Here is a 16,054-nt window from a genome sequence, read left to right as displayed (position 1 = left end):
ATTAATGTTTGTGTCAGTGTTATCCGGCATGTGTATTCACCGCCTTCTGCGGAATAAACGGCGTAGCCTGCAGCCATTCGGGCTCAATCGGCAGCCGTGTCACCCGTTTGCGCACCGCCTGATATACTGCGGAGGCTACAGCGGGTGCCAAATTGACCGAACCGACCTCCCCAACGCCGCGGGGTCCGTAAGTATCGTGCTCCGGCAAATCTTCAATGGCCTGCACCTGTATGCTGCCATTCATATCGGAGATCGTGGGCACCAAATAGGTATCCAGGTTCTTCGTTAAATAGTTCCCGCCTGACATGACTGCATCCTCCGATAAAGTGAAGCCAACCGCCATGCTGCTGCCGCCTTCTATTTGCCCGAGATAGCCCTGCGGATTAGCGACAGGGCCTGCGGCCACTGCGTGATACTGATCGGTTACCCGCACACGTCCGGTCAACAGGTTGACTTCGACTTTGACGGCGATGGCGGAATAGGTGTACAAAAAGTGGGCGCCTACTCTTTCATGAGGCGTAGTCGGGTAATTAAACTTCGTTTCACAAACAATGGGCTGTGCAATCCTGCGTGCCAGCTCAATGTAGGACAGCAGCATTTCTCCGTTTTGTCCCCGGATACCACCGGGTCCGAGCTTAATAGCTTCGAGTTCTTTACCTGTTTCAGCGGCCGTCGCTTCCAGCAGCCGGGCCGTAAAGTCCGGATGCAGCCGCTTCAGCGCCATCCACATCATGCTTGTCGCCCGCGAAGCCGTGCTTGAGCCGCTGTCGGGCACCACATCCGTATCACCGATGACGATTCTTAAATCCTCAGCACCGAAGCCATACTGCTCGATGAGCATCTGCTCCATCGTAGCGATCAGCCCTTGACCAAATTCCTCGTAGCCGAATACCGCTTCGATCTTGCCGTCAAGGGCCAGCACCAGCCGCCCGCCCGCAGGATCGGGAATGCCATAACCGAGACCCGCGCCATGCATGGCGATTGCAGCTCCGGTGCCTGTCACAATCCACGGCTCGGCAGGGCCTCCATTCGCGCTGCTGATAGCGAAAGAATCTTCACCACCATCTCCGGCACTATCTCCAGCACCATCTCCGGCACTATCTCCGGCACTATCTCCGGCACTCTCCTTTTGGGGAGTAATTCCTTCCATAAGGGGCGAGGAGGCTAGTGCCTCCCACACCTGCATAGCTCCGTTAGTCTGGGCAATTTCCTGGCCCAGCGGTCCTGGATCGCCGTACTTCCGCAAATTCCGGCGGCGCATCTCCCACGGATCTATTTTTAATTGTTCGGCCAGCCTATCCAACTGTCCCTCCAAAGCAAAAATCGCCTGATTCCCGCCAAAGCCGCGAAACTCACCGGATACCCCGTTGTTGGTGTAAACCGCGAAGCCTTCCACATCCACGTGATCAATCATATAAGGTCCAACTACATGCTCTGTGGCAAAGTTAAGCACTTCCGCCCCGAGCGTGGCATAGGCTCCGGTATCCGAAATAATCCGCACCTGATGTGCTGTAATTTCCCCCTCGCTGTCGCAGCCCGTCTTCATCGTGATTTTCATGGGGTGGCGCTTCAGTCCGGCACGTATCGATTCAGTACGGGAATTATGCAGTCTCACCGGACGCCGTGTCCGCAGCGCCAGCAGTGCTCCATACGGCTGTACGTTAAGCTCGTCTTTCCCCCCGAAGGAACCGCCGATGGGACTTGAGATTACCCTTATATCCTCCTCCGGTATATCCAGAATCCGGGACAGCTGCTTACGGTCCATGAGTCCGTGCTGTGTGGCCGAATACACCGTGAGACGCCCGTTATCTTCAGGGATAAACAATCCGCCCTCCGTCTCCATATAAGTGTGCATCTGGCGCGGCGTCCAGTAGGTCTCTTCCACCACATGGCAGCAATTCTGAAACGCAGTCTCCGGTTCTCCTTTTCGATATTCCGTATGGTGGAGCACATTTCCCTCGGCATGCAGCAGAATCGCGTCCTTCTTCATCGCCTCTTCCGGATCATCCAGCAGCGGAAGCGGCTCATATTCCACTTCAATCAGGGACAACGCATATTCAGCGATCTCATCACTGTCTGCCGCCACGGCTGCAATGGCGTCGCCCGTGTAACGAACGCGGTCGCTGCAGAACACCGGCTGGTGCGGCAGCGCAATGCCAAAACCGTTCAGTCCGGGAACATCCTCATGTGTGATAACCGCATACACTCCAGGCAAGCTGACCGCCTTTTCGGTATTCAAAGATAAAATACGGGCATGTGCCTGATGACTGCGGAGCACGCGTCCGATCAACATTCCATCGGCGCTCATGTCGGTCAAATACTGCAGCTTGCCGGATACTTTACCCTGTCCGTCGGGCCGTGTACGCCAGCGCTTTCCGCTGGATTCCTTGTTCAGCAGCATTTTCCCTCTCTCCTCTCATGGTGGAAAACAAAACCGGTAATGGCGTGACGCTATACCAGTGTAAAGGTTGCAACTATTGAATATAGCCGGCGCTTCGGATCGCTTAGTTGTAAAAAGTGCAATTATATTCCTTAATAAGGACTGCAAAACCCATTTAAATGTACTCAGTACATTTATTTTTACGATTTGCCGCCTAAAATGCTCATTCGCCTGTTTTTAGCTGTACGGAATGCAATTATAGGAAGTTTAGACCGATCCACGCCCGAAATAATTGTAGGAAGTGCAGCTACCTTATGAGGCAAGACCTGTAAAGACCTGTAATGCTCCTCTAAGTTTCTTAAAGTTCTCCACCACTTACATCTTCACATTAAAAGACTTCCATAGCTCAGATACGATCAGGTTTCCGGCGGTTTTTTTCTTGTAGGCTTCTGAAGCAAATGGATCACTATAGGTTTCAAAGCTATTCACCACAGCCTCATACAAAATGGCAAGCAGGCTCTCCTCGTAAACAGCGCCTTCGAGTATGGCTTCAGCTGCGCCAAGCCGCTGCGGCCGTCCCGAGCCTCCTCCTGCCGCGATACGCACGCCGCTTATTTGGTGTCCGGCATCAATCGTGGCGGTTATAGCAACCGTTACGAGCGAAGGAGTAAAAGCTTCCCTGCGGCCTATCTTACGGAAAACCTCCAGCCTGCGTGCCCCCGGACTTTCTTGTACAGAAGGAGCGATACGAACTTCAGCAATAATATCCTCTGCTGGCTTTGTACCCCCCCACCGGCTGTTCAACCAATCCGTTAAAGGCTGCACCGCCAAGAATTTCCCGTCATAGGAGACCAGCTCGGCATCATACACAAGCAATGCAGGAAGTATATCTCCGAAGCCTGAAGCGATATTGCCGCCAAGCGTAGCGAGATTACGCACTGCCGGAGCGGCTATGCAGCGAGCTGCCTCTTGTACTGCCGGAGCAGCTGTCCGCATAAGCTCATTCTTTCGGCACTGGGACAAAGATGCCAGAGCACCCAACGTCAGATGGAACTCCGACAGACTAATGTCCCCGATACCCTCAACACCCCGCAGATCGACCAACTGCTTCGGCATAAGTACCGTACCAGCTTCCCATTGAGTACGCAGCAGCGTTCCGCCGGATACATACAAGGCGCTGCCCCCCAGCGCCGACTTCAACTTCCAGGCCTCGTGGAGGCTGTGGGGCTGGTGTAAACCGGGCGGCGGCAACGCCTCTTCCTGTATAGCTCCCATACACTCCATCTCCTCCCCAGTAGGCATTGCTGTTCAAAATCCAACTGTCAAAAGACCTATATCAACCCTGTCAAAACCGTTGTTCCCGTACATAAGGAACACCCAGCGCCTCCGGCGTACCGGAAGGTTTGTTGCGGTTGCGGTATCCCAGATACATCAGAACCAATATGGTCACGATGTACGGAATCATTTTCAGGAAGTACGACGGGACAACACTGCCGAGCAGCTGAATACGGAAGCCGAGCGAATCGAGCGCACCGAAGAAGTAAGCACAGAACAACGCCCGCAGCGGATTCCATCTGGCAAATATAACAAGACCCACCGCAATCCAGCCCCGTCCGGAGGTTAAACCTTCATTCCAGGTCGGCGCGTAGGTCAGCACCATATCCGCACCTGCAAGACCGATCAGCATCGCTCCGGCGATAACATAGCTGTAGCGAATCAATTGTACACGGATGCCCATAACATCAGCAGTGGCAGGACTATCACCTACCGCCCTTAAGTGCAGGCCCCAGGAAGTGCGGTGAATCAGCAGATGCAGCACCAGTACCAGCAATAGACTGAACCAGGTCAGATAATCCATGTTGCCGAAAATTTTGCCGATAACCGGAACCTGCTCCAGCCAGCCCAAGTGCAGCTTGGGTGACGTTCCCGGCAGCGGAATACCGCTGACCGGCTTGCCGAGATAAGCGCTGAGCCCGCTTCCGAACAAGGTCATCGCAAGCCCCGACATCGTCTGATTGGCCCGAAGCGTAACACACAGAAAGGAATGAAGCAGACCCAGAACGGCCGTTACCGCTACGGTTGCAAGCAGCGCTACTGCCAGATTGCCGGTGCGGATATATACAAGGCAGGTTGTTACGGCTCCCATAAGCATGAGGCCCTCGGCACCAAGCTGGATAATTCCGGCCCGTTCATTCAGTATGCCGCCCAGCGTAGCCAGAAGAAGCGGCGTCCCTGCTGAAATCGCCGCTATAAATAACTGAGTAGTAAAGTCCATTTGTTAACCCCCTCCTCCAAGCTATCCCCTTAGGACAGCGTCTCTCTTTTATGCGCTCCGGCGTATGCGGAACCGGTGAATCATATCCCCGGCAATCAGGAAAAACAGGATGGAGCCCTGCAGCATCTCCGAAATGGACGAAGGCAGTCCAATCGTCTGTACACTGAATCCGCCGACGATCAAACCGCCAAACAGAATGGAAGTTATAATCAGACCCAGCGGATTCAGCTTGGCAAGCCAGGCTACAATAATAGCCGTATAGCCATATCCCGGCGATATGCCTTGCATCAGCTTATGCGTTACACCGGACACTTCTGCCATCCCTGCCAATCCAGCCAAGCCGCCGCTGATCAACATCACAATAATAATGTGCCGCTTGATATGAATGCCTGCATAGCGGGCAGCAATGGGGTTGGCTCCAATCAGCTTCAGCTCATAGCCCCAACGGGTAAAGCGAATCATCAAGTAATAAATAATTACAGCGACAAGGCCGAATATCAGACCGATGTGCAGCCGTGTGCTTCCCAGTACAGGCAGCGACTGAGCGGCGGTGAACATGGGTGAACCCGGAAAATTAAAGCCCTTCGGATCTTTCCACGGGCCGAATACCACATAATCAAGGGCGAGCAAGGCCACATAGTTCAGCATTAATGAAGTAATAAGCTCATTCACTCCAAAATGCGTTCTGGGAACGGCCGTCATCAGCCCCCAAACGGCTCCGGCGGCAATGCCGAATAAAAGCATCAGCAGAATCGACCAGAAAGACGAGAGATCCGGAAAATAAATCGTGACCGCGGTTGCCGCCATGGCTCCGACGGTCAGTTGCCCCTCTGCTCCGATATTCCATACCGATATCCGGTAGGCCACAGCAATACCGAGGCCGCACAGCAGCAGAGGTATTGCTTTAACAAGGGTCTCTGTAAAACCATAAGAGGTGCCAAATGCACCACGGAACATTTTTTCATAAACAGTAATCGGATTCATGCCGTTGGCAGCGATGAATATAGCACAAAACACCAGGGCCAGTAATACAGAGAGGAAAGGTGTCCACCAAGGTGTACGTGTACGGCTGGAGTCGTATTCCAGACGGAGCGAAGGCCGTTTGCCGGGCTTTGACGAAGCAGGCTCCAGCACTGCAGTATTGCTTCCATTTACCGGGCTCATACGACACTCCCCTCTCTGTCCTGAATACCTGCCATAAGCAGGCCGATGGTCTCTCTATCTGCGTTATCATGAGTTTCCTCGCCAATAATTGAACCGTTATAAATAACAAGAATGCGATCGGATAACTGCAAGAGCTCATCCAAATCCTCAGAAATGAGCAGCACACCGCTGCCAGATCCCCGCAATTCCATCAGCAGGTCATGAACGCCCGCAGTAGCGCCTACATCAAGCCCTTGAGTAGGGTGAACGGCAACCATCAGCTTGGGATCATGACTAACTTCCCGGGCAAAAAGCAGCTTCTGCTGATTGCCGCCCGACAGCTGCTGCACCGGTGTATCCAGCTCAGGCGTCTTCACATTAAATTTTCTAACCAACTCTTGAGACCACGAGCGGTTCTTTCCGGCTTTCAGGAAGCCGAATTTGGAGTGATCCTCGCTGCGGTAGGATTTGAATAACAGATTATCGACGGAGCCGAGACGTCCGGCCAATCCGCTTTTCATACGATTCTCCGGCACGTGGGAAATACCTGAATCGATAGCACCCCGTACAGAAGCTGACTTCACCGTACTGCCGTCAAAGGTAATCTCGCCGTTCTTCCAAGTCCTCAGTCCCGTCAACACTTCGGCCAGCTCCTTTTGACCATTGCCGGCTACACCGGCAACCCCCACAATTTCTCCTTCGAGCACACTGAGGGATAAACCATCGAGCGCCTTGCGGCCATGATCGGCATACACATCAAGATCCTTAACCACGAGCAGCGGGTTGCCTTCTGAAGCTTCGCGCTCCTGGCGGCTGATCGTTACCTCTCTGCCAACCATCAAGCGTGCAAGCTCCCGTTCATCCGTATCCGCTGTTACCAGTGTGGCAATCATTTTCCCTTTGCGCATTACGGAAATCCGATCCGAGGAGGCCATTACTTCTTTCATCTTATGTGTAGTCATGATGACTGTTTTTCCCTCCTGCTTCATGACCCGCAGCGTGTTGAACAGCTGCTCCGCCTCTCCGGGCGTCAGCACCGAGGTCGGTTCATCCAGGATAATAATGTCGGCACCCCGGTAAAGCGTCTTGACGATCTCCACACGCTGTTGTTCACCGACGGACAGCTGCCATATCGGACGGTCCACCGGAAACATCAGACCAAAGTGCTCCGCGAGCGCCTCAATCTCCTTATGTTTTTTCTTCATCCAATTGCTACCGCGCCAGAAAGACGACTTTTCGCCAAGTACGATGTTTTCTGCTGCCGTAAGGCTTTGCACCAGTCTGAAGTTCTGAAATACCATGCCAACGCCAAGTAATGCCGCGTCTTTCGGGGAACGGATTTTTGCAGTCTTGCCGTGAATGAGAATCTCCCCTTCATCCGCTCTGTACACACCCGACAGCATGCTCATGACCGTGCTTTTTCCTGCCCCATTCTCACCAAGCAGCGCATGAATCTCACCCGCATTTGCTGAAAAATCGACTTGATCGCTAGCGGTCACCGGACCGAATTTTTTCACAATACCCCGCATCTCTACTGAATGGTCCAGCATCTTAGAGCGCCTCCTTTCCTTATAGTTATAGTACAGGTGGGGAAGGTTCCCTTGAAGAACCCGCCCCACCCATTAGGTTGTGCATTAAAACTATGAAGTTCGATTATTGAGGAATAGTGCCTTCTACGCCTTTTACGAGCCAGTCCATACCCAGCACTTCTTCAAGCGTCAGCTTTTGGCCGTCCTGTACTTTTACAGTACCCTGGTTATCCGAAATCGGCCCTGTAAATACTTCCAATTCACCGCTGATGATTTTGGCTTTCGCCGCTTCCACGAGCGCCTTCACATCTTCCGGAACCTTGCTGCCGAACGGTGCAAGCTCCACCATGCCGTCAGCCATATCGCCGGAGTATTGCTCGTTCGTCCAGGTGCCGTCCATAACCGATTTCACGGCCTTCACGTAATAAGGACCCCAATTCCAGACCGGGTTTGTCAAATAATTATCCGGTGCGAATTTGCTCATATCGGAATCATTCCCTCCTGCAAAAGCGCCGCGTTCCGCAGCAGCCTGCAGGGTAGCCGGTGAATCCTGATAAGCCATCAATACGTCCGCGCCTTTATCCAGCAGACTGATAGCGGCCTGACGTTCAGTTGCAGGGTCATACCATGTATTGGTCCAGACCACATTGACCTTAATATCAGGGTTAACGCTTTGCGCACCGAGCGTAAAGGCGTTAAGGTTATAAATAACTTCACTGATCGGGAATGCCCCGACGTATCCAAGCTGGTTGTTCTTCGTCATTTTGCCGGCCGCAATACCGGAAAGGTAACTGGCCTGATAGTTTTTACCGAAATAAGTTCCCATGTTCTCAGCTGTCTTGTAACCGGAGGCATGAAGGAACTTCACGTTAGGAAATTTACCGGCAACATTTAATGTTTGATCCATATATCCGAAACTTGTAGTAAACACGATGTCATGGGATTGCGCCAGCTCCGTAATGATGCGTTCGGCATCGGCGCTTTCCGGAACGTTCTCTACGAAGTCCGCTTTAATTCCAAGCTCCTTCTCCATATAAAGACGGCCCTGGTCATGCTGGTACGTGTATCCTCCGTCACCGGGAGGCCCGATATAGACGAAAGCCACCTTAGGCTTCTCCGCAGCCGGCTCCGTTGTGGCAGCAGCCGTGTCCCCCGTTGTACCTGCATTTGTTGCCGGTGCTTCTGTTGCATTTGTTGATGCGGCATTATTACTGCCACAGCCTGCCAGAACTACTGCCAATACCAGCATTAGCAGCAAGCTGATCGAGAATGCCTGACCCCTTTTTTTCATAATTCTCCTCCTCCAAATTTTTCTAATTTAAGATTGCTTGAAACCAGCATGATCCTCTTGAAACCTTTACCGGATGAACGGTGGCTTCCTCCATTTTGGCTTTAGCCATTAATGTATCTCTACTATACTTAGGCCTGAGCATTACGTAAATTTATATAACATACGTTTGTTTTATTTGATAAAAAAGAGCGTTCTTTTTGTGCGTCATGCCCTATCGGAGATCGAAATTACTTAAAAAATGTGATATTATGTGACATTTAAACGGACTGTTCGTTATATTCCGACTTATTCCCTGTTAATCCGACTCCATTGACTGACAATTTCTCCGAAGTCTTCACGCGTATCAGCATCCAAGAAATAATGCGCAGAATCCGTCTTCAGTATGACTCCCTTATACTCCGGTGAACGTAAAATTCCTGCTGCCCCCCGATCCCCGTCCAATCCCTGCAGCGCGGGAAAAAGCGCTTTGGAGAACAGAGCAGGCGGCATCGCCGAGCCCTCATTCGTACTGGCCACATAATCCAGTCCCGGAGATTTCTCGAAGGTCTCTATCAGATGATTGACAAGCCCGGCAGTTATAAAGGGCTGATCGGCGAGTGCAACTACAACGGCATCAGGCTGTGTCGGCAGTACAGCATTAAGTCCGCAGCGCAAGGAGAAGGACAACCCGAGATGGGCGGTCAAGCATGTCTCCGTGCGTCTTCGCCCCTGACCCGCAGCGGCGGCGGGCAACCATTCCAGTGTGTCGTCTGCGCGTACAACCACGACCAGCGGAGACAGCTCACAGCGGTCAAGCTCACTGAGCGCGACGCTCCCGAGGGAAATCTCCTGCGACAGCTTCAGAGAAACCTTGGATACTCCCATCCTTCTGCTTTGTCCTGCTGCCAGATATATGCCGGCTACTTTCAACGCGATCCACTCCTTTTGGCAGTTTACGGGCGCCTGCCCTTCTAATTTGGATCATTTCAGCAACGATACTGACTGCAATCTCCTCGGGGCCTTCCCCGCCAATCGAAATTCCTACGGGCGCATGCAGCGATGAAGGAGCCTCAAGCCCTTCCAGCAGCAGATTTATTCGCGCGGAAGACCCGATTATTCCGATATAATGCGGCTCTACTGGTATCACACTCTCCAAGAACTGGCGGTCTCTTTGAAATTGGTGACTGCATATCAGCACATAATCGCCTTGACCGATTCCCAGCCTGACAGCAGCCTCAGCAGGGGGACAGACCACTCTTCCCGCACCAGGAAAATCATTCTGAAGGCTGCCTTCCCGCCAATCGGCAACAGCAAGCCGGAAGCCTACTCTGGCTGCGAGTGCCGCTATAGGTTCCGCATCATGACCGCCGCCAAAAATCACAAGCCGCGGCTTCGGCACCAGCAGTGTGCTGAAAACTGGAGAATCGGTGTTTTTAGTAATAAATGCTCCCGCCTCCAGACGGTAAGAGTACCCTTCAGGGGTTAATTCACGTATCAGGACCAGGTTTTCTCCCGCAGCCATACGTTCATTAGCCTCAATAAGTGTCTCCCTCAGCTCCCCCTGAACTGGCTCCAGCACCACTTTGATTTTGCCGCCGCAGCCAACAGCTTCCCCCCAGGAAAAATCATCCGGAGACAGCATGTCATATTCCACAACTTCCGGTTGCCCTGAAGCCCAAATCTCATTCGTCCGCAGCTGCAAATCACTTTCCAGACAGCCGGGACTGAGACTGCCGATAACCCCGCCTTCAAAAAACAGCATGACCGCACCGGCTTTACGATAGGAATGTCCCTCTACACCGATCAGAGACGCCAGTACGGCAGGGGAGTCATTGTTCTTGATGTGCGTTACGATATCATGCGTATCCACGGGCTGCCCCTCCCTTTACTCTCTTTCCAGCATTTTACGGAACATGAACACGAGCTTCAGCCGCAGCAAATCATTTATTGCTTTAAAATCAACATCCAGCAGCTCGCTTAGCTTCTCAATCCGGTAGGTCGCTGTATTGCGGTGGATGAACAGCTTTTTGGCCGTCTCGTTGATATGACCGTCATTTTCGAGATAAACCTCCAGCGTGTGCAGCATCTCCCGGACATATTCAGGTTCCCGGCTGAGCAGGCCTCCAAAAGTTCCGTTACAGTACTTATGCATCATTTCAGCCGGAATTTGCTCCAGCATCAGAGTGATTTCAAGCTGCCGATAATAGACAACCTGCTCACTTAATCCCCAATGCTGCGGCTTGCCAAGACACTCCTTAACCTCCCAAAAGGCTTCCTTTAAACCTTCGGGCTTGGTTTTACGGCTGCTGATCGCCGCCCGCGGATAATACCCCTGTTCAATCTTCAGCTTATTAAAGCAATCGTTGATGATCGTGCCGAATTTCTCGGGGCTATGTTTATCCATCGGGTATATAGACAGTAATCCTTCATCCAGAAGGACATGGATCCCTTTCATTTCCTGCAGAAGCGGATGCTCCATGTATTCTTCTTTCAAACGGAGCAGTTCCGCCTGCCGTGATGCCCCGGCTTCAGACGCATCGGTCAACATAAGCTGAAACGGCAGTTGCAAAAGCTCAATGTCCAGCTTGACGGCTGCTTGTGCAAGCTCAGAGCAGGAGAGGCTGCCGTTCAGGCAGCGACGGAGCAGAGCGCTGAATTCCCGCTGCAGATCAGGCTCGAAGCAATCCTCATAACCGGACTGAACATGGAATGATATGAGCTCGGCACCCTGAACAAATAAGCTTTCTTCGACGGGCAGCAGCAGCGGATCAATATCCAGGTAGACAAGATAGCCGGTACATTCCTCCCCTTGCAACAGCGGTATTCGGAAGCCCGCTCCTTCCCCCATACGAATCCGCTGGTTCCGGTTTAGCCATGGCCAACCTGCAAGCAGCTGCGGTTCAGGAACTTGTGAATTATTATAGATCACGCCTCCACGGGAGTTAATCACAGCAAGCCGATGACCCATCACTTCCGAGACGGAATCAAAAAGCGGCCGGCTCCGGCTTGAACGCAGAGCAAATCGCATCAGCTTTCTCTGTTTCTCAAGCACAGTCTGCAAGGCACTTGTGCTGCGTGTAAGCTCCGCCCGGAACAATCCGTTCATTTGGTCAGAGAAGGTAAACTGATAGGGCAGCTCAATGAGCGGAAAGTTTAACTGCTCCGCCTCGCTGATTAGCGCCTCCGGCACGGTATCCCAAAAACGCCCCAGCTTGATGCCCAGCCCCGCTGATCCCCTCCGGTTCAACGTCTGCAGCAAAGCGGACGCTTCTTCCAGACTGTCTTTAATTAAATAAGCTGTTGTGAGCAGCATTTCGCCTTCCTTAATCCAATCGGAAATGTCCGGGGCATCCATCACATTGATCGACTTGACGATCCGGTGCTTTCCCTTGGAGCCGGCAATAAGCTTTGCTTCAGATAAAGGATAAATGGATAACGCCTCTTCAACCGTGAGATGCATGCCACCCCTCCTTAGTGAACTCGATGTGACTTTTGTCTCATGTGTTACTTTATGTAACATTATAGACAAAATGAACTCCTTTGAATAGAGAAAAGCAAAAAATATCATACTATTACGTTAGATAATATGACGCAAGACACAAAACTTTAAAATATTATAAAAGTTGAACTAAATATTTGATCTATGCTATAGGGTGTTACCTGTAACTACGGGGAATGATTGGACTTCCGGCCGCTGTTGTCGCGATCTTCCGATCGCTGTGATAGGCGACAACTAATCGTATCTCCAGAATTCCGCAGGGCCCTCTGCTGTGGTATGGCGCGTTATTAAATAACAGGAATTTCTCCCTCTATTGGTGACGTATCGCTCCCACCAAGTGAATTAAAGGGAATTTCTCCCTCTAAGGGTGATGTAACGCTCCCCCGAAGTGAATTAACGGGAATTTCTCCCTTTAATGGTGACGTAATGCTCCCCCGAAGTGAATTAACGGGAATTTCTCCTTTAATATGAGTGCTCGCTCGCCTCTTTATTGACCGGAGATAATGAGTTTAGTGGTATAATTCCCCTTTAATTCTCTTGAAAACGGTTTATTGGCTGAATTAACGGGATTTTTCCTGCTAATGCTCATACGTCATGGCAAGGCCAGTAAACCAAAGAGCAAAGTTTGAGATGGACCTGAAGGGTTACGCTGAACCGGGCAGAGAGGCGGAACGATTGCCGAAAAGCGGCAGCGGTCGCATGGGTCTCCGGATTTACACCGCTTCAGGTAAAAAGGCAGAAGAGTAACGAGGGGGATTTTGAAACTGGAGGAGCGATAGCGATCGCCCGAAAGCTTTCCGCAGGAAAGCTCGCTACGAAAGAATAGGCTGTCTCCGGATTTCATCCGCGGACAGCGGTACACATCAAAAAATTCTTACGACAACAGCGGCCTCTTGCAAGCTCCCGGTTCCCGCATCTAAGCGGAGCCGGAAGCTCAAAATTCATGCAGCTCTCCTTATTCCCATACCTCATTGATCCAGGATAACAGTCGCAAATCCTGCCCATATCCCCCGATAACGGATAAGCCAATGGGCAGTCCATTATCACCGGCAACAGGAAGCGTAATCTGCGGCAGGCCTGCCAGACCGGCAATACAGCACAGCATCATGGCACCGCTCCGATTAATTTCAAGCTGCCGTAAATCCCCTCCGCGCAAAGGCGCAGGACCCGGGACTGTGGGTATCACCATGCATCCGGCCTCTCCCAGCAGCAGACGGAGACGGGAACGAATTTCCTCCCGGAACATCTGTGCCCGGGAATGATTCTTTCCCTGCAGACTGGATGCCCAGGCGAGGCGCGCGGCGATATCAGGACCGAAGCAAGGCTGTTCCCGCTCTATCCACTCCCCATGCGTGCTCCATATCTCTTCACCCTGAAGCTCCCGGAAGATATTCATCCAGGACTTCAGCCCCTCCGGTGCGATTTCGATCTGAGCGGAACGGCTTGCTCCCTGTTGAAGACCTCTAAGCGCATCCGATAAGCAGGCGGCATTGTCTTTCCCTGCCAGAGCCCAGCCGTCTGTGGCGATATAAATCTGTTCCATAGGCTTGTTGACCGCCTCGCTGCCACCCTGTAAAAGAACCTTTCCCACCCGGTACAGCAGTTCTGCTTGATCCGCCATCCACCCCACGGTATCAAAGCTCGGCGAAAGCGGTATGACACCCTCCATCTCTACAGCTCCATGTGTCGGGCGAAAGCCGTAAATCCCGCAATAAGACGATGGAACGCGAATAGATCCGCCTGTATCTGTCCCCATTGCAAAATCAACGCTGCCGGAGGCCACAGCCACTGCAGAGCCGCTGGAAGAGCCGCCGGGTATGCGGCCGGATGCCTTTGGATTGGCAGGGGTACCATAATGAAAATTTTCCCCTCCAAGGCTGTACATTAGTTCATCCGTATGCGTTGCGCCTCTCAAGGACGCGCCGGACAGCAGCAGTCTCCGAACGGCAGCAGCATGATCGGTTGAAGCCGTATGCGTTCGCAGCCAATCCGGGTTGCCGGCAGATGAACTGTGACCGGCAACAGCGAATACATCCTTGACTGCAAAATCCAATCCATCCAGAGGCCCAGCCCCAAGCGGCGAGACCTGCAGCTCGGGAGCCATAAAAGCGCCATAGCGATTATCCAGAACCATCCTTACACCTCCCTTGCTCCTTGCTCTTTCGTCAATCGGAAGCCACAAAACAAGTGCTTTCTCCCGTCCGCCTTTACCACCCGATTGCAGCTCCATCACAGCGCGGATCTGTTCCGCCGCTGCGGAATCCGTTATCGTCTATCGATATTACGTGAGCATGCCCGACAATACCGTCGTAGGCCCCCACTGTTCGCACTATGTGACCGGCGTTTGCCAGCTCTTTCTGCACCGTTTCAGAGACTCGGTTCTCCAGCTTCAGCTCCTGTGTAGGCTCACCCCAAGTTCTCCCCCATACAAAACGCGGTTCATCCACTGCCTGCTGCGGATTCATCCCATAATGGAGCATACGTGTAAGCAGCATCGTCTGGGTCTGCGGCTGTCCCTCACCGCCCTGAGTACCATATAAAATGGCTGGTTTCCCATCCTTGCAGGCCATCGCTGGCATCAGCGTGTGGAAGGTACGTTTATGCGGCTCAAGCGTATTGACAGCCCCCGTGTCCAGCGAGAAAAAAGAGCCTCTGTTCTGCAGTAAAATTCCGGTATCCCCGGCAACCACTCCCGAGCCGAATTCGAAGTACAGACTTTGTATAAAAGAAACCGCGTTGCCCTCTTCATCCACCACCGCCGCATAGGCCGTATCACGACCGAGCGGCTCGCTCGCCAGCCCTGCCGCCTCATGAAGCGAGATAGAATCCGCAAGCTTGGCGGCATAGCTTTTGTCAAGAAGAGCTTTAATGGGGATATTACTGAACAAAGGATCGGTAAGCACCTGGTCGCGGTCCCGGAAGCTCAGTTTCAGCGCCTCAACAAGCAGATGATAGTACTCGTAGGAGCCATGCCCGATATCTCCAAAATTAAAACGCTCCAGTATATTAAGACTCATAAGTGCGGCAAAGCCCTGCGAATTGGGAGGTGCCTGATAGATGGTATGTCCGTGATAATCTGTAGAAATCGGCTCGACCCAGTCCCCCTTATGATCCCTGAAATCCTCCCGGGCAAGAAAGCCGCCATTCTTAAGCATATAATCGGAAATCGCGCTGGCAATCTCCCCATTATAAAAAGCATCCCGCCCTCCGCTTCCAAGTATGCGCAAGGTGGCGGCCAATTGCTGCTGAACAAATTTCGATCCGGCCTCAGGAACCTTTCCGCCAGGAATATATATCGCAGCTGCCGGAGGCTGTGCAGTTAGAGCTGCTTCGGCAAGCAGCGTATTATTGTGTTGATCCGGCGACATCGGAAACCCTTCGGATGCATATTCCACAGCCGGCTCCAGTACCTCCGCCAAGGTTAGGCGCCCGTACCGCCGCAGAACAGCATCCCAGCTGTCCACCATACCCGGAACGGTAATGGCACTGCGGATTCCGCGCCTTGGAATCGCGGATTCACCGGCATAGCTCTCCCGGCTGACACCGTAGGATGACCGCCCGCTGCCGTTATAGGCACGAACGCGCCCTTCATCTGACTTATAGGTCAGCCAAAAGGCATCCCCGCCAAGCCCTGTCATATGAGGGTATACCACCGCCAGACAAGCGCTGACGGCCACTGCAGCATCAAAAGCGTTCCCGCCGCTTTGCAGAATTCGGGCACCGGCAGCGGAGGCGAGATAATGGGGACTTACAACCATTGTTTTGGTGCCGATTACCGGTTTCCCTGCCATCTTCCTTCCCCCTCTGAATAACCGCAAGATTAATGTCATTTAACATTACACCAATTTTATTGTCAACGGATTATAAGGGAACGTAGGATTCTTCTTGCGTTATTTGTGGGTGATGCACAAACTTTAGTTCATCAGGTAGACGTGAAGATATATAATATGGTTGATTA

The 16,054-nt window shown here is 52.4% G+C and carries 12 protein-coding genes; 1 reads left to right on the top strand and 11 read right to left on the bottom strand.

Annotated features, from left to right (window positions below; all coding sequences use genetic code 11):
- Positions 1-19: 19 nt before the first annotated feature.
- The 9 genes from pucD to PaeBR_RS06145 form a co-directional block, all read right to left on the bottom strand.
- The gene (pucD, locus tag PaeBR_RS06185) at positions 20-2,401 is read right to left on the bottom strand and encodes a xanthine dehydrogenase subunit D (protein WP_410513997.1); all 2,382 of its coding nucleotides are present in this window, start codon (positions 2,399-2,401) and stop codon (positions 20-22) included.
- A gap of 354 nt (positions 2,402-2,755) precedes the next feature.
- Complete coding sequence (locus PaeBR_RS06180; RefSeq protein ID WP_410513996.1) at positions 2,756-3,655, bottom strand: FAD binding domain-containing protein; 900 nt, start codon at positions 3,653-3,655, stop codon at positions 2,756-2,758.
- A 70-nt stretch (positions 3,656-3,725) separates the two neighbouring features.
- Positions 3,726-4,655 carry an ABC transporter permease gene (locus tag PaeBR_RS06175; RefSeq protein WP_410513995.1) on the bottom strand — a complete coding sequence of 310 codons (930 nt, stop codon included), beginning with the start codon at positions 4,653-4,655 and terminating at the stop codon, positions 3,726-3,728.
- A gap of 48 nt (positions 4,656-4,703) precedes the next feature.
- Positions 4,704-5,819, bottom strand: a complete 1,116-nt coding sequence (locus PaeBR_RS06170) for an ABC transporter permease (RefSeq protein ID WP_410513994.1) — start codon at positions 5,817-5,819, stop codon at positions 4,704-4,706.
- Complete coding sequence (locus PaeBR_RS06165) at positions 5,816-7,348, bottom strand: ABC transporter ATP-binding protein (RefSeq protein ID WP_410513993.1); 1,533 nt, start codon at positions 7,346-7,348, stop codon at positions 5,816-5,818. The genes PaeBR_RS06170 and PaeBR_RS06165 overlap by 4 nt, the downstream gene beginning before the upstream one ends.
- A gap of 103 nt (positions 7,349-7,451) precedes the next feature.
- Positions 7,452-8,618 carry a BMP family ABC transporter substrate-binding protein gene (locus PaeBR_RS06160; RefSeq protein WP_410513992.1) on the bottom strand — a complete coding sequence of 389 codons (1,167 nt, stop codon included), beginning with the start codon at positions 8,616-8,618 and terminating at the stop codon, positions 7,452-7,454.
- Between the two features lie 285 nt (positions 8,619-8,903).
- Positions 8,904-9,482: an NTP transferase domain-containing protein gene (locus tag PaeBR_RS06155; protein ID WP_410513991.1), complete on the bottom strand. Its 579-nt coding sequence runs from the start codon at positions 9,480-9,482 to the stop codon at positions 8,904-8,906.
- Entirely contained in the window at positions 9,415-10,467 is a 1,053-nt protein-coding gene (locus PaeBR_RS06150) for an XdhC family protein (RefSeq protein WP_410513990.1), read from the bottom strand. The genes PaeBR_RS06155 and PaeBR_RS06150 overlap by 68 nt, the downstream gene beginning before the upstream one ends.
- 15 nt (positions 10,468-10,482) lie before the next feature.
- Positions 10,483-12,057 carry a PucR family transcriptional regulator gene (locus PaeBR_RS06145; RefSeq protein ID WP_410513989.1) on the bottom strand — a complete coding sequence of 525 codons (1,575 nt, stop codon included), beginning with the start codon at positions 12,055-12,057 and terminating at the stop codon, positions 10,483-10,485.
- 633 nt (positions 12,058-12,690) lie between these two features.
- Between PaeBR_RS06145 and PaeBR_RS06140 the strand changes: the two genes are divergently transcribed.
- Positions 12,691-12,843 (top strand): hypothetical protein, encoded by a 153-nt coding sequence (locus tag PaeBR_RS06140; protein ID WP_410513988.1) that lies wholly within the window; start codon positions 12,691-12,693, stop codon positions 12,841-12,843.
- 208 nt (positions 12,844-13,051) lie between these two features.
- On the opposite strand, the gene PaeBR_RS06135 is transcribed toward PaeBR_RS06140, so the two are convergent.
- Together PaeBR_RS06135 and ggt are read right to left on the bottom strand one after the other, a co-directional pair.
- Positions 13,052-14,326 carry an amidase gene (locus tag PaeBR_RS06135; protein WP_410513987.1) on the bottom strand — a complete coding sequence of 425 codons (1,275 nt, stop codon included), beginning with the start codon at positions 14,324-14,326 and terminating at the stop codon, positions 13,052-13,054.
- Positions 14,304-15,887, bottom strand: a complete 1,584-nt coding sequence (ggt, locus tag PaeBR_RS06130; protein WP_410513986.1) for a gamma-glutamyltransferase — start codon at positions 15,885-15,887, stop codon at positions 14,304-14,306. The genes PaeBR_RS06135 and ggt overlap by 23 nt, the downstream gene beginning before the upstream one ends.
- Positions 15,888-16,054 lie beyond the last annotated feature (167 nt).

The organism is Paenibacillus sp. BR2-3 (assembly GCF_046529485.1).
GTDB lineage: Bacteria > Bacillota > Bacilli > Paenibacillales > Paenibacillaceae > Paenibacillus_AQ.
Note: the sequence above shows the minus strand (reverse complement) of the source record. Positions and strands in the feature narration are given on the sequence as shown.